We start from the raw sequence: 14,573 nt of genomic DNA on the forward strand, positions 1-14,573 counted from the left end.
ATCCTGGACCTCCACCAGCGTCGTCGGCGTTCAGCGCAACCGGCCCCGATCCGGCACGCCGCGACGCCTCCGCCGGCCGCGTGCCGACGGCTCTTACGCGCCCAAGGAGACCATCGGCGGATGATGCGCCAGTACGAGCTCGTCGAGCGGGTCAAGGCCTACAATCCCGGCGCCGACGAGGCGCTGCTGAACCGGGCCTACATCTACGCGATGCGGGCGCACGGCACCCAGAAGCGCGCCTCGGGGGATCCGTTCTTCGCTCACCCGCTCGAGGTGGCGGCCATCCTCACCGACCTGCGGCTCGACGACGCCACCATCGTGGCGGCGGTGCTGCACGACACCGTCGAGGACACCGCCGCGACGCTAGAGGAGATCAACCGGGTCTTCACACCGGAGATCGGCCGGCTGGTCGACGGGCTGACCAAGATCAAGCGCCTGGATCTCGTCTCGAAGCGCGCGGCGCAGGGCGAGAACTTCCGCAAGCTCCTGCTCGCCATCGCGGTCGACGTCAGGGTCCTGCTGGTCAAGCTCGCCGACCGGCTGCACAACATGCGCACGCTCCAGCACATGCCGGCGGAGAAGCGCGCCCGCATCGCCCAGGAAACCCTCGACATCTACGCGCCGCTCGCCAGCCGCATGGGCATGCAGGAGCTGCGCGAGGAGCTGGAAGACCTCTCCTTCGTCAACCTGAAGCCCGACGTCTACGCGACGATCAGTAAGCGCCTCTCCGACCTCTCGGCGAAGTCCGAGCGGCTGGTCGAGAGCATCGAGCGCGACCTGATCGCCAAGCTCGCCCATGCCGGCATCACCGCCACCGTCAAGGGACGGCAGAAGCGCCCCTACTCGATCTGGAGCAAGATGGAGCGCAAGTCGGTCGCCTTCGAGCAGCTCTCCGACATCTTCGGCTTCCGGGTCATCGTCGACGAGGTCGATACCTGCTACCGGGCGCTCGGCGTGGTCCACACCACCTGGCCGATGGTGCCGGGACGCTACAAGGACTACATCTCGACGCCGAAGCAGAACGATTACCGCTCGATCCACACCACGGTGATCGGGCCGAAGAGCCAGCGCGTCGAGCTTCAGATCCGCACCACCGAGATGGACGAGATCGGCGAGTACGGCATCGCCGCGCATGCCCTGTACAAGGACGGCGCGCCGCACCTCGCCACCGAGAGCGGCGCCTACCAATGGCTGCGCCGCACCATTGAACTCTTGGCCGAGGGCGACAGCCCCGAAGAGTTCCTGGAGCACACCAAGCTCGAGCTGTTCCAGGACCAGGTCTTCTGCTTCACCCCGAAGGGCCGGCTGATCGCGCTGCCGCGCGGCGCGACGCCGATTGATTTCGCCTACGCGGTCCATACCGATGTCGGCAACACCGCGGTGGGGGCCAAGATCAACGGCCGCATCGCCCCCCTGCTGACCGAGTTGCAGAACGGCGACGAGGTCGAGATCGCCCGGGCCGACGGCCAGATTCCGCCGGCGGCCTGGGAATCCCTCGTCGTCACCGGCAAGGCGCGCGCCGCGATCCGGCGCGCCACCCGCTCGGCGGTGCGGCGGCAATATGCGGGCCTCGGGCGCCAGATCCTGGATCGCGCCTTCGAGCGCGCCGGCAAGAATTTTTCCGACGAGAAGCTGCGCGGCGCCCTGCCCCGGCTCGCCCGCCAATCGACCGAGGACGTGTTCGCCGCGGTGGGACGGGGCGAGATGTTCTCCGGGGACGTGGTGAAGGCGGTCTATCCCGACTACAAAGACGAGCGCCGCGCCGCGAGCCAGCCCACGCCGGGCCAGCCCCGCCCGCACGTCAACGGGGCCGGCCGCCTGTCCCTCGACAAGGATCAGACCGTGCGGCTGACCTGGCCGGGCAAGGCGCCGGGCAAGGACGGATCCGGCAAGGAGGGCGAGCCCGACGAGGGCGCGATCCCGATCCGCGGCCTCGACCGCGACGTGCTGGTCCGCTTCGCCCCCGAGGGCGGCGCGGTGCCGGGCGACCGGATCGTCGGCATCCTCACGCCCGGCGAGGGCGTGACGATCTACCCGATCCAGTCCCCGGCGCTTGCCGCCTTCGACAACGAGCCCGACCGCTGGCTCGACGTGCGCTGGGACGTGGACGGCGCCTCCAACCAGCGCTTCCCGGCGCGGCTGGCGCTCCAATCGATCAACGAACCCGGCAGCTTCGCCCAGATCGCCCAGGTGATCGCCGACCACGACGGCAACATCGACAACATCTCGATGAAGCGCCGGACCCAGGACTTCACCGACGTGACGATCGATCTCGCGGTCTGGGACCTGAAGCACCTCAACGCCATCGTGTCGGAATTGAGGGCCAAGCGCGTGGTGAGCCGGGTCGACCGGGTGAACGGGTAAGCGGGTGCCTGCCCGAAGCAGGTCTGTCCCGGAAAAGAAGTGGCGCTGGTTTTCCCCTCTCCCCGCGGGCGGGGAGAGGGCCGAGCCCTCGTTCAGAGGGCGCGGCAAGCCCGCAGGGCGAGGGTGAGGGGGTGTTTCCGAAGGAGTCTCATCCGGATACGCCCCCTCACCCTCGCTGCGGCTTTCGCCTCCGCTTCTTTCGTCCCCGACGAGGGGGACGAAAGCCTCTCCCCGCCCGCGGGGAGAGGAGAAACCCGCGCCCCTTCTCTGCCCCGGACGGCCATGCGGGCCGGGTATCGGTGCGTGAAGAAATCGTTGCGGGACCGGTGCTTTCGCGCCGCGCTCCCGCATCGCGGCAAAGCGCCGTTAGCCTTAAACGGCCATTAACCGCCGCGCCCCATCCTCACCGTCCAGTTCCGCGTTCCCGGTTTTTGTCCGCATGCGTTCGCTTCGTCGCTCGGCATCGCCCTACGATGGCCTCATCGACACGTTCCGCGCGTTCCTGACGCGGCGGGCGACGGAGGTCACCGGCCTCGCCCTGCTCGTCGGGGCGGCCTGCTTCACGGTCGCCCTGGCGACCTGGTCGATCGACGACCCGAGCCTCAACCACGCCACCTCGCGCGCGGCCCGCAACCTCCTCGGCTTCGGCGGCGCGGTGGTGTCGGATCTCGGCATGCAGCTCCTCGGCCTCGGGGCGCTCGCCTTCGCGCTGCCGCCGGCGGTATGGGGCATGCGCCTGCTGCGCACCCACCGGCTGGCCCGGCTGCAGTTGCGGCTGGTGCTCTGGGTCATCGGCTTCGGCGCGGCGAGCGGCATGGCGAGCGCGCTGCCTCCGACCGCCCGCTGGCCGCTGCCGACCGGCCTCGGCGGCGTGGCCGGAGACGCGCTGCTGGGTGCCGCCAAGGCGATCGCCGGCCCGGCCGGGGCCTTCGCGGGCTTCCTCTACGCGGCCATCGCGGTGGTCAGCCTGACCGGCGCCTGCGGCTTCGGCCTGATCGAGGACGAGGAGGGCGACGACGAGGCGGACTCCTACGCCCCCGTGGTCAGCCGCTACGACGAGCGCCAGCCTCGCCGCGGCGCCGGCCCGGCCCATGACGACGAATCGCCCGGTCTCGGCCTCGCCTCGCTCGGCGCGCTCGCCCACCTGGCGATCAGCGCCCGGAGCGCGGTGGCACAGAAGATCGAGTCCGTCCGCGACGGCTCATGGCGCCACGGCGCCGCCGATCCCTATGCCGGCAACTCGCCGGCGCTCGCCGCCCGCCGCGCCTTCGCCGAGCCCGGCGAGGCCTGGGACGAGCCCGAGGCTCCGGTCGAGCGCGCCGCCGAGCGTCCTGCCAAGCCGGGCCGCCGCGAGCCGGTCTTCGCGGAGGGCGCACCGCGCCGGGTCGAGGCCGCCCCGCGCCGGGCGGATACCGCGATGGATGACGAGCCGGGAGACGAGGACGACGACGCGATGGACGCCCCGCGCGGCCGCGTCGCGCCCCCTGCCCCGCCGATCCAGACCCGCCGCGCGCCGCCGCCCGGCCCGGCCTCGCCCGATTCCTACGAGTTGCCGGCGCTGACGCTGCTCGCCGAGCCGCGCCACCCGGCGCCGAGCGCCGCCGTCTCGACCGACGCCCTGGAGCAGAACGCGACCCTGCTCGAATCGACGCTGGAGGATTTCGGCGTGCGCGGCGAGATCCTGGCCGTGCGCCCGGGCCCCGTCGTCACGCTCTACGAACTGGAACCGGCACCCGGCACCAAATCGAGCCGGGTCATCTCGCTTGCCGACGACATCGCCCGCTCGATGTCGGCGATCTCCGCCCGCGTCGCGGTGGTGCAGGGCCGCAACGCCATCGGCATCGAGCTGCCGAACGCCAAGCGCGAGACGGTCTACCTGCGCGAGCTGCTCGCCTCCCCGGCCTTCGCCGAGACCAAGCAGAAGCTCGCGCTCTGCTTAGGGAAAAACATCGGCGGTGAGGCGATCATCGCCGATCTCGCCCGCATGCCGCACCTGCTGGTCGCCGGCACCACCGGCTCGGGCAAGTCGGTCGCCATCAATACCATGATCCTGTCGCTGCTCTACCGGATGACTCCGGAAGAGTGCCGCCTGATCATGGTCGACCCCAAGATGCTGGAACTCTCCGTCTATGACGGCATCCCGCACCTGCTTACTCCCGTCGTCACCGACCCGAAGAAGGCGGTCGTCGCCCTCAAATGGGCGGTGCGCGAGATGGAGGAGCGCTACAAGAAGATGTCGAAGCTGGGCGTCCGCAACATCGACGGCTTCAACGCCCGGGTGGCGGAGGCGCGGGCGCGCGGCGAGGTGATCACCCGCACGGTCCAGACCGGCTTCGACCGCGAGACCGGCGAGGCGATCTACGAGGACGAGATGATGGATCTCGCCCCGCTCCCCTACATCGTGATCGTGGTCGACGAGATGGCCGACCTGATGATGGTGGCGGGCAAGGACATCGAAGGCGCGATCCAGCGCCTGGCCCAGATGGCGCGGGCCGCCGGCCTGCACCTCATCATGGCGACGCAGCGCCCGTCGGTGGACGTGATCACCGGCACGATCAAGGCGAATTTCCCGACCCGGATCTCGTTCCAGGTGACCTCGAAGATCGATTCGCGGACGATCCTCGGCGAGATGGGCGCCGAGCAGCTGCTGGGCCAGGGCGACATGCTGTTCATGGCCGGCGGCGGCCGGACGACCCGGGTCCACGGGCCGTTCTGCTCGGACGACGAGGTCGAGCAGGTGGTGGCCCACCTCAAGCGCCAGGGCCGTCCGTCCTATCTCGAGGCGGTCACCGCCGAGGAGGGCGAGGAAGAGGCCGACGCCCCGGTCATGGACCAGGGCGGGTTCGGCGACCCTGCGGGCGACGTCTACGACCAGGCGGTGGCGGTGGTCCTGCGCGACAAGAAGGCCTCGACCAGCTACATCCAGCGTCGGCTGCAGATCGGCTACAACCGGGCCGCCTCGCTGATGGAGCGGATGGAGCGCGAGGGCATCGTCGGCCCCGCCAACCATGCCGGCAAGCGCGAGATCCTGCTGGAGGAGCAGGAGGGCTGAGGCCGTCCCGCATTCGGGCCATCGAGAGCGCATCGCACTCGACCACGACACGGACGTTTCCCGGGAGCCGCGTGGCGGAACCCGGGATCCATGACCGTCGAAGAGCGCCGCAGGGTCCGGAACGCTGTCCGCCTCCTCCTGAGCATCCCCGGCGGCCATGGCCACCGGGTTCCCGGCTTCGCCGAGCCCCAGGACGACGGCGGAGGGTTCGGATGGAGCCGGGTGGCTCGAACCGATGCTCAGGCGCCCGAAACCAGATGGGCGAGATCGAGCACCACCCGGCCCGAAACCAGGCTCCAGCCGCAGGCCAGCATCGTCGCCAGCATCACGAACGGCACCGGCCGCCGCTCGATCCGCCGGCCGCGCACGGTGTTGCGCAGGATGATGAACGGCGCCCCGAAAGCCAGGATCGGCAGGGAGGCGAGCGCCACCAGGCCGCCGCCGGACAGGAGACCGAAACTCGCCCGCCGTGCCGTCGCCCATTCGAAGGCGCTCGCCAGGAGACCGGCGAAGGCGAGGCCGAGAACCAGGGTCTGCAGGTTCTCGAGGGCGGAGGGCGAAAGGTTCATGGGAGGTTAAACTCCGGAAGGCGCGTTCGTCCCACCCTGCGCCAGACGCGATTTTCGGTTATGGTTAATTTTCCGTTATCCACAGGTCTTTGCGGCCGGTCCCGTTGCGGGATTCTCCTGGGCATGACGCAGCCCAGTCACAGAAATCCGCCCCGCACCCAGGTTCCGGTAAGGGGTCGTTAACGCTCAAAGCCGAACGTTCATGGAAAGGCCCGGTCCGGGCATCGAATCGAACGAATCGGAGGCGGGCGTCATGGGGCCTGCACTGAGCGCCACTGTCGCGCAACTCGAACGGGATGTGATGCGCGCGGCGCGGGCTGGCCGGCCCGCTTCGCCGCCCGTCCTCCACCATCCGGCCGACCGGCGCCTGATCCTGTCGGCGGCCCTCGGCCTCGCCGGCTCGCTCGCCCTCACGGGCGTCGTGGCGGCCTGGCTCGCGCGCCCATCCGCCCCGGCCGGTCCGGTGGTGGTCAGCAACCTCGCGCCCCGGCCCCTGGTCTTGCCCGCCGCCTGGTTCGTGCGGCCGGGGCCCGCCACCGAGGCGACGCCGGAGCGGATCGACCTCGCGATCCCGTGGACCGAATTGACCGGCAGCGTCCTGCCCGGCCTGATGCGGGTCACCGCCACGCGGGCGCCCGAGACCGAGGCACCGCTGAGCCCGGCCCGGCGCTACGCCCGGTTCCTGACCGCGGAGGCGCAGCCGGTCGCCGAAGGTCTCATGCGCCGGCGTTTCCGGGCCGGCACGCCGTTCGAGGGCGAGGATCTGTATCTCGCGCAGGGCGAGGGCAGCCGCTTCGCGGCGCGCTGCGCCACCGGAGCGGTCCCGGACCCCGACGCCGCCTGCCTCAGCGAGATCCGGATCGGATCCTTGAGCGTGCGGCTGCGCTTCTCGGCCGACCGGCTGCCCTCCTGGAGCGCCGGGCTGGCCGGGCTGGAGCGGCTGTTCGGGGCCACTCCGTAGGAGCCCGTCCGGCCGGAGAAGGCCGACCTGGGAGCCCCTCGGGTCCGGGTTCCCGGCTGCGCCGAGCCCCGGAATCACGAGGAAAGATGTCTGCGTCTGCTCCGGATCGACCGGGCCAGGCGCTGGGGACGGAGGACTACTCGTCCAGGTCGGTGTCGAGGATCGCCATCGAGAAGTTGAACGAGCGATCGCCGTCCTCGTCATCCACCGACAGAACGCCGAGGAATTCCTCGCCGATATAGACCTCGGCCGAATCCGTCTTCTTGGGACGGGCGACGAGCCGGATGTTGTGGTTGGCGAAAGTGCGGCGGAGATAGCCTTCCACCTTCGTCATCTCGGTCTTGTTCACGCTGGCCTCTTCACGTGCTGGGCGTGGCAGCGACCGCGCCCGGACCGGGCGCAGGCACTGCCGCCGTCAACGAGGATCCCGCGCCGCGCCGGCACGGGATGACGCCCCCTCCCCGCCGGGCGGACCGGGGGCCGTCCGCGGGCAGTTCCCTCGCCGCATGCCGCGCCTCGGGAACCTGCGCCGCGGGAGAGTGTCGGGGCGGCAGGCCCCCGCCTTGCCACGGCGGGGCCGGGCGGGCAAGGCGCCCCGGCCGTCAGATTCCGTCCATCGCGTTGATGAACTGGTCCATCGCGCGGGCCGGGTCCGAGCAGCCGGCCGAGCCGACCACCCGGGCCGGCACGCCCACAACCGTGGTGCAGGGCGGTACCGCCTGGAGCACGACCGAGCCGGCGGCGACCCGGGCGCAGGCCCCGACCTCGATGTTGCCGAGGATCTTGGCGCCGGCGCCGATCATTACGCCGTGGCGGATCTTCGGGTGGCGGTCGCCGCCGTGCTTGCCGGTGCCGCCGAGGGTGACGTCGTGCAGCATCGACACCTCGTCCTCGATCACCGCCGTCGAGCCGACGACGAGGCCGGTGGCATGGTCGAGGAAGATGCCGCGGCCGATCCGCGCCGCCGGATGGATGTCGGTCTGGAAGACCTCGGAAGAGCGGCTCTGGAGGTAGAGCGCGAGGTCGCGCCGGCCGCGGGTCCAGAGCCAGTGGCTCAGGCGATGGGCCTGGATGGCGTGGAAGCCCTTGAAGTACAGGACCGGCTCGATCGCCCGGCCGGCGGCCGGATCGCGGTCGATCACCGCGCCGATATCGGCCCGGAAGGCCTGCCCGATGCCGGGATCGTCCGCCACCGCCTCCGCGAAGCTCTGCGCGATCAGGTCGGCGGTCAGGGCCGGGTGGCCGAGGCGCGAGGCGACGCGGTGGGACACCGCCGATTCGAGGGTGGCGTGGTTGAGCACGCTGGCGAACAGGAACGACGCCAGGCGCGGCTCGTCGCGCATCACGGCCTCGGCCTCTTGGCGCAGCCGCCGCCAGACCGGATCGACGACGCCGGCGACCGGATCGGCGCCGGACAGGGTGGGAGCGGGGCTGGACGACAACGGCCTTCTCCTCGGCAACGGCGGCGGGCGAACGAAACTCTCTCCACCGCACATAGCGCGACGGCGTTCATCCGGAATAGCCTGGAGAGGCATCGGCGATTCATCAAGCCCCCGCCCCGCGGGGCAGACCCGCCCTCAATCGCCGTCGGGCCGGAACACGTAGCCCATGCCACGGACGGTCTTGATGAAACGAGGGTTAGCCGGGTCGGGCTCGACCTTCTTGCGGATGCGGTTGATCCGCACGTCGATCGCCCGGTCGAAGGCCTCGGGGTCGCGGGCATCGGCGAGGTCGAGCAGGCGCTCGCGGGTCAGCACGCGCTTGGGATTGTCCAGGAAGGCCTTGAGCAGGGCGTATTCCGAGCGGGTCAGGATGTGCTCGGTGCCGGCCGCGTCGCGCAGGCGCAGGGTCTCGATGTCGACGATCATCCGGCCGAAGCGGACGCCGCCCTCCTGGCCGTTCGCCTTCTCCGGCCTGATCTCGCGCCCGCCCTCTCCCGCCGGGGCGTTGCGGGCCTGCGCCGCCCGGCGCAGCACCGAGCGGATGCGGGCGACCAGTTCGCGCAGCTCGCAGGGTTTCGGCAGGTAGTCGTCGGCCCCGAGCTCGAGGCCGACCACCCGGTCGATCGGGCTCGCGGTAGCGGTGAGCATGATGATGGGGATCGTCGAGCGGGCCTTGAGGTCGCGCACGATCGACAGGCCGTCCTCCTCCGGCATGTTGAGGTCGAGGACGATCAGGTCCGGGGCGACCTCGGCGAGGCGCCGCCGCAGCGCGCGGCCGCCGTCGCACAGGCTGACCTCGAAACCGTGCATCCGCAGGTAGTCGCCCACCATCGCGCGGGCATCGGGCTCGTCGTCGACCACGACGACGTGCGGGGCGAGGCCCGTCATGCCGTCGCCCCCGGGCAGGTCGTCCGCCCGCGTCCCCGCCTCGCCGCCATCCCGCGCCCCCGTGCCGCAAGCGCTCCCGCCGGAGCACCCCACCTGCCCGGGGTGCCCTCGCCGACAATGCCGTGCCGGGCGCTTTCCGTCCACGTGCCGCACCGGAAGCCGGGGCGGGGCATAAATCTTATCCTCGATTCATCGCAAGCCGCGACCAATCCGCCGGCTCGACCGAGGATGCGGTACGGGCTGCGGATCGGTTCAGCCGAGAATTCTTGCCAGCCGCTCGGCGAGCCTGGCGCGGGCGGCGGCCGAGAGGGCGCCGGGTGCCTCGGCCTCGATCGCGGCGGCGATCTGCGCCGGGCTCGGGCTCCGTGCGCGGGAATCCTGCAGAAGCGCATTCAACGCATCGAGATCCTGCTGCCAGGGTGCATCCTCCGGTAGCGGAGTGGCGGTTGCGCCGGCATGTCCCGGAACCACGTGAAGCATGGCGTGCCTCCCTCGTCTTCAAGCGTGATGCTCGTAGGCGGGCTCTGTTGCAGAAGCATTACTTCCAGCTGATACTTGGCCATGTTCGCCGCGCGGGATGTGCTCTCCCGCACAAGACCTCACGCCTCGCCCGTCGCCGCTTCCATCCCCGATAGGCTGTCGAATCGTGAGTTCACCCGACCGGCACCGGCGCGGATCGACCGGCGCGATCTTGTCCCGACGGCCCGTCCCGGCCAGGATGACGCGCGGCGCCTTGCGAATCGGTCCGCGAAGACCCCGGCGGACGGTCGATGAGCGACGACGACATCCTCTTCCTCCTGCCCGACGACGAGCCCGGCGAGGCCATGCAGGCCGCTCCCTGGCCGGTGATGGTGGTGGACGACGATCCCGCCGTGCACGAGGGCACCCGCTTCGCTTTGTCCGGCTACGGCCTCGACGGGGCGGGGCTCGAACTCATCTCCGCCTACTCGGCGGCCGAAGCCCGGACCCTGCTGTCGGCGCGGCGCGGCATGGCGGTGATCCTGCTCGACGTGGTGATGGAGACCGACGATGCCGGCCTGAGGCTCGTCGACTTCGTCCGACGCGAACTCAAGGACGACACGGTGCGCATCATCCTGCGCACCGGCCAGCCCGGCCAGGCGCCGGAGCGGCGCGTGATCGTCGACTACGACATCAACGACTACAAGGCGAAGACCGAGCTCACCGCCGACAAGCTGTTCACCAGCCTCACCGCGGCGCTGCGCGCCTACCAGCAGCTCAAGCGCCTGCAGGAGACCCGGCGCGGACTAGAGATCATCATCGACGCCGCCCCGATGCTGCTCGACTACAAGTCGATGCAGCGGCTGGCCGAGGGCGTGCTGACCCAGGTCTCCTCGCTCCTCAACGTCGCCTGCGAGGGCATCCTGGTCCTGCGCGAGCAATCCGGCCCGCAGGATGCGGTAAGCGTGCTCGCGGGCTCGGGCTGCTACCAGCACCTCGCCGGCGACGGGCAGCGGCCCCTCGACGACGACGTGCGCGAGATCGTCGCCCGCGCCTTCACCGAGCGGCGCCACACCTTCGGCGACCGCTGGTCGACCCTCTACGTCCACACCGCGAGCGGCAGCGAGATCGTCGCGCTCCTGAAGGCCGACCGCTCGCTCTCGGAGACCGACCGGGCGCTCATCGGCCTGTTCACCTCGCGCCTGTCCGTCGCCTTCGACAACGTGATCCTCTACGAGCAATTGCAGCGGGCCAATATCCGCCTGGAGCAGCGGGTGGTGGAGCGCACCGGCGAATTGATGCGCGCCAACCGCCGGCTCGCCATGCAGCGCTCGGACCTGCGCCGCGCCAACCAGCTCAAGACCGAGATCCTGGGCACGGTCGCCCACGACCTGAAGAACCCGCTCGCCGTCATCCTCGGCCGGACCGAGATGCTGGGCGACATGATCGAGGTCCGGCCGCCGCCGGCCGAGGCGATGCACGCGCAGATCGGCCACATCCGCGAGACCGCGCGCCGCCTCACCGGCATGATCGAGACCCTGATCGCCGACGCGATGAACGACGCCCTCGACATCACGGTCCGGCACGAGCCGGTGGATTTCGCCGGCCTCGCCCGCGAGGTCTCCCAGGCCAACGCGCCCTTGGCCGAGACCAAGGGCCAGACCCTGCGCTCGGCGATTCCCGCGGGCCTCACGCTCCACGGCGACGCCGAGCGCCTGCGCGAGGCGATGGACAACCTGATCTCGAACGCCATCAAGTACTCGCCGACCGGGGCCGAGATCGTCGTCACGGTGACGCGGGACGGGGACGAGACGGTCTACGCCGTGCGCGACCACGGGCCGGGCCTGTCGCCGGAGGATATCGGCCGCCTGTTTGGCCGCTTCCAGCGGCTCTCCGCCAAGCCCACCGCCGGCGAGGGCTCGACCGGCCTGGGGCTGTCGATCGTCAGGCGCATCGCCGAACTGCATGGCGGGCGGGCCACCGCCGAGACCCACGGGGACGCGCCGGGCTCCACCTTCGCGATCCGGCTGCCGAGCGGCGTCGGGGAGGTATCGTGACCGGATCGGTGTCGCGCCCGGTCGGCCGACGAGCCGGCTGAACCTCTCGCCGGTACCGCCGAGTTGACGTGGACGACGGAGCAAGACTCCACAGTCGATCCATGCAGAGGCGGCCACGTGCCGTGCGGTTCCGCGGTTACGGCCGGCTGCAAGATTGATACGGCCAATCACGCCATCCGAACAGATCCGACAACTCGTCGACAAAGTGCGAGTTTATCGGTTTTAGCACGTTCGACGTAACCGATGTTCAGCACCGAGCATCCCTGTGAGGGTCGCTGTTGCCGCTTCGCGCCGTGATCTTCGGCTTTGGCGTCGTCACCGCGTTTTCCGCGTTGGATTTAACATGTGAGAAACGATCTTGCTGTCAGATCAATCTCAGGTTGATCAACCCGGGGTTGCTCATGCGTATCGCGCGCTGTTCGCCGGCGAGGTTCGCGCCTGATCGATCGGGGTCGGCGGCGGTCGAGTTCGCGATCGTCGCCCCCACTCTCCTGATGATCATGCTCGGCATCATGGTATTCGGAAGCTTTCTGGGCGCCTCGCACAGTCTACAGGCTGCCGCCAGCGATGCGGCGCGGGCCGCCATCGCGGGGCTCGATCCTGCCGAGCGAACGACGCTCGCGACCCTGGCCGCACAACGAAGCGTTGCGTCGAGCCAGCTGCTCCAGCCGTCGGCCGTCGTCGTCGACGCCAAGCCCGATCCCGACGATCCCGATCTCTTCACCGTGACCTTGCGGTACGACCTCAGGACGACCTTGCTCAACCTGCCGTCCCAGGTCGTGCCGATGCCCCAGACATTGTCGCGCTCCGCCAGCATCAGGAGGGGCGGGCTATGACGGGGTCCAGGCGCCTTCGCGCCGACGAGGCGGGATCGATCGCCCCCCTGGTGGGCGTCGTGATGGCGCTCCTGTGCGGCTTTGCCGGTCTCGGGATCGATCTCGGTCAGGTCTACCTCGAGAAGCGCCGCGTCCAGTCCGCCGTCGATCTCGCCGCCCTCGCGGCGGCCCGGGCCGGCAACAGCGCCGCCGTCGCCTCGCGCTCGCTGTCCGACAACGGCTACCGCATCCCGGAAACCCTGCTCGTCGCCACCGGCACCTACGTCGCGGATCGCACGATTCCCGCCGCCGACCGGTTCACGCCGGCCGGGCCCGCGCCCAACGCGACGCGGGTCCGCGTCGCCAGCACCGTGAGGACGGCGTTCACCCGGATCGTCGGCGGGCCGGAGAGCTTCACGGTCTCGGGCGATGCCACCGCGCTGCGGGCCGATCTCGCCGCGTTCGGCCTCGGCTCGCGCCTCGTCGACGTCGATGCCGGGATCGCGAACGCCCTGCTGTCGCGCCTGCTCGGGACGACCGTTTCCTTCTCGATCCTGGATTACCGCGCGCTCGCGAATCTGAGGGTCGATGCGCTCGCCTTCCTGCGCGGGGCCGCGCCCCGGCTGGGCCTTCAGGCCGCCACCTACGACGACGTCCTGAAGACCAACTTGCGGATCGCCGACGTCATGGCGCTGATCGGCCAGGCCTCCGAGCCGGGAAGCGCGGCCTCCCGAGCCGCCCTCAACACCCTGACGGCCGCCCTGAGCGGTGCGGGCGCATCGGTGCGGCTGGCAGGATTGCTGACGGCCGGCGAACTCGGCCCGTCTCCCGTCGCGCAGGCCGGCGAGGCGCTGTGGGTCGACGCCCTCGGGATGATCACCGGGGCCGCCTTCCTGGCCAATGCGACGAACCAGGTGAGCCTCGATCTCGGCACCGCGATCCCGGGCCTCTTGCGCACCCGGCTCACGCTACGCGTCGGCGAGGCGTGGCGCACCTCCGGATTCACGGGCGTCGGCGGCAGCCTGAGCACCGCCCAGGAGCGGCTCCTCGTCGAGATCTGGATCCCAGGGCCGCTCGCCCTCACCAGCCTCTATCTGCCGATCTATGTCGAGCTCGCTCCGGCCCGGGCCGTTCTCAAGAAGGTCGCCTGCCCGTGGAACGCGGCCGGCGAGCGGAGCGTCGGGCTCGACGTCACGACCGGCGCCGCCTTCCTGGCGATCGGCCAGGTTCCGGCCGGCGCGCTCGACCTCGGCTCGTCCCGCCCGCTTCTCGCCCCGGCCACGATCCTGCAGGCGCCCCTCGTCTCGGTCACGGGGCGGGCGGCCGTGCCGCTCGGCGCCTCGGCGCAATCCGTGACCTTCTCCGACGCCGACATCCGGGCCGGGCGGGTCAGGACGGTGTCGACGAACGCGATCGCCTCGTCATTGGCGGGGCCGCTGCTCTCGAATCTCGACCTGCAGGTCAACGGGCTCGCGCTGCCGACGATCCTCGACCTGGGCGGTGCGGTCTCCGCGACCCTGGGCGCGGCGGCGGCGCCGATCGATGCCGTGCTGTTCGCGATCCTGAAAACTGCGGGCGTGACCCTCGGCTCCGCCGACGTCGCCGTCACGGGCACCCGGTGCGGCGGCGCGGTCCTGGTTCAGTAGCCCCGCGCCGACGCGATGCCGGCGTCAGCCGGCGTCGCTCGCCCCCAGGCCCTGCTCGTGCGGGTCGGTCACGGCGTCCGGGATCGGGCTGCGGGCCTTCGGCGTGATGTGGAGGGCGGTCAGCGCCAGGGGATCGAGGCCGTGATCGGCCTCGCCGCAATAGGCGGCGAGCTGCTCGCGCATGCGCGGGGTCCAGAAGGCCACGATGTGCTTGTGGATGCCCGCCACCGCCTCGTCCTCCGGGTAGGAACGGAAGAAGGTGGCGATCTGGTTCGCCATGCGGACGAGCTTCTCGCTGGGATCGACGGCGCTCATTGCAA

Annotated in this window: 12 protein-coding genes; 6 read left to right on the forward strand and 6 right to left on the reverse strand. The window is 70.6% G+C overall.

Annotated elements, in window-relative coordinates:
* The first annotated feature begins 120 nt into the window (after positions 1-120).
* Together F1D61_RS22880 and F1D61_RS22885 are read left to right on the forward strand one after the other, a co-directional pair.
* On the forward strand, positions 121-2,364 hold the full coding sequence (locus tag F1D61_RS22880; protein ID WP_203154395.1) for a RelA/SpoT family protein: 2,244 nt from the start codon (positions 121-123) through the stop codon (positions 2,362-2,364).
* A gap of 439 nt (positions 2,365-2,803) precedes the next feature.
* A complete protein-coding gene (locus F1D61_RS22885) occupies positions 2,804-5,416 on the forward strand; it encodes a DNA translocase FtsK (protein WP_203154396.1) in 2,613 nt (870 codons plus the stop codon).
* A 239-nt stretch (positions 5,417-5,655) separates the two neighbouring features.
* Here the strand turns inward: F1D61_RS22885 and F1D61_RS22890 are convergent, their stop codons facing one another.
* Positions 5,656-5,985: a DUF6949 family protein gene (locus F1D61_RS22890; protein WP_203154397.1), complete on the reverse strand. Its 330-nt coding sequence runs from the start codon at positions 5,983-5,985 to the stop codon at positions 5,656-5,658.
* 253 nt (positions 5,986-6,238) lie between these two features.
* Between F1D61_RS22890 and F1D61_RS22895 the strand changes: the two genes are divergently transcribed.
* Positions 6,239-6,946: a hypothetical protein gene (locus tag F1D61_RS22895; protein WP_246775481.1), complete on the forward strand. Its 708-nt coding sequence runs from the start codon at positions 6,239-6,241 to the stop codon at positions 6,944-6,946.
* A 136-nt stretch (positions 6,947-7,082) separates the two neighbouring features.
* On the opposite strand, the gene F1D61_RS22900 is transcribed toward F1D61_RS22895, so the two are convergent.
* The 4 genes from F1D61_RS22900 to F1D61_RS22915 form a co-directional block, all read right to left on the reverse strand.
* A complete protein-coding gene (locus F1D61_RS22900) occupies positions 7,083-7,280 on the reverse strand; it encodes a DUF3126 family protein (RefSeq protein WP_206289771.1) in 198 nt (65 codons plus the stop codon).
* 268 nt (positions 7,281-7,548) lie between these two features.
* On the reverse strand, positions 7,549-8,388 hold the full coding sequence (gene cysE, locus F1D61_RS22905) for a serine O-acetyltransferase (RefSeq protein WP_203154398.1): 840 nt from the start codon (positions 8,386-8,388) through the stop codon (positions 7,549-7,551).
* A gap of 135 nt (positions 8,389-8,523) precedes the next feature.
* Positions 8,524-9,276: a response regulator gene (locus tag F1D61_RS22910; protein WP_203154399.1), complete on the reverse strand. Its 753-nt coding sequence runs from the start codon at positions 9,274-9,276 to the stop codon at positions 8,524-8,526.
* Positions 9,277-9,528: 252 nt separating this feature from the next.
* Positions 9,529-9,756: a hypothetical protein gene (locus F1D61_RS22915; protein ID WP_203154400.1), complete on the reverse strand. Its 228-nt coding sequence runs from the start codon at positions 9,754-9,756 to the stop codon at positions 9,529-9,531.
* A gap of 290 nt (positions 9,757-10,046) precedes the next feature.
* Between F1D61_RS22915 and F1D61_RS22920 the strand changes: the two genes are divergently transcribed.
* The 3 genes from F1D61_RS22920 to F1D61_RS22930 all read left to right on the forward strand — a co-directional run bounded on the left by F1D61_RS22920 (position 10,047) and on the right by F1D61_RS22930 (position 14,253).
* Positions 10,047-11,792, forward strand: coding sequence for an ATP-binding response regulator (locus tag F1D61_RS22920; RefSeq protein ID WP_203154401.1), 1,746 nt, complete (start codon positions 10,047-10,049; stop codon positions 11,790-11,792).
* A gap of 278 nt (positions 11,793-12,070) precedes the next feature.
* The gene (locus tag F1D61_RS22925; RefSeq protein ID WP_203154402.1) at positions 12,071-12,628 is read left to right on the forward strand and encodes a TadE/TadG family type IV pilus assembly protein; all 558 of its coding nucleotides are present in this window, start codon (positions 12,071-12,073) and stop codon (positions 12,626-12,628) included.
* Entirely contained in the window at positions 12,625-14,253 is a 1,629-nt protein-coding gene (locus tag F1D61_RS22930) for a pilus assembly protein TadG-related protein (protein ID WP_203154403.1), read from the forward strand. Before F1D61_RS22925 ends, F1D61_RS22930 begins: the two co-directional genes overlap by 4 nt.
* A gap of 24 nt (positions 14,254-14,277) precedes the next feature.
* Here F1D61_RS22930 and F1D61_RS22935 read toward each other — a convergent pair whose 3' ends face one another.
* Positions 14,278-14,568, reverse strand: a complete 291-nt coding sequence (locus F1D61_RS22935; RefSeq protein WP_203154404.1) for a formate dehydrogenase subunit delta — start codon at positions 14,566-14,568, stop codon at positions 14,278-14,280.
* Positions 14,569-14,573 lie beyond the last annotated feature (5 nt).

The sequence above is a fragment of the Methylobacterium aquaticum genome (genome assembly GCF_016804325.1).
Classification (GTDB): Bacteria; Pseudomonadota; Alphaproteobacteria; order Rhizobiales; family Beijerinckiaceae; genus Methylobacterium; species Methylobacterium aquaticum_C.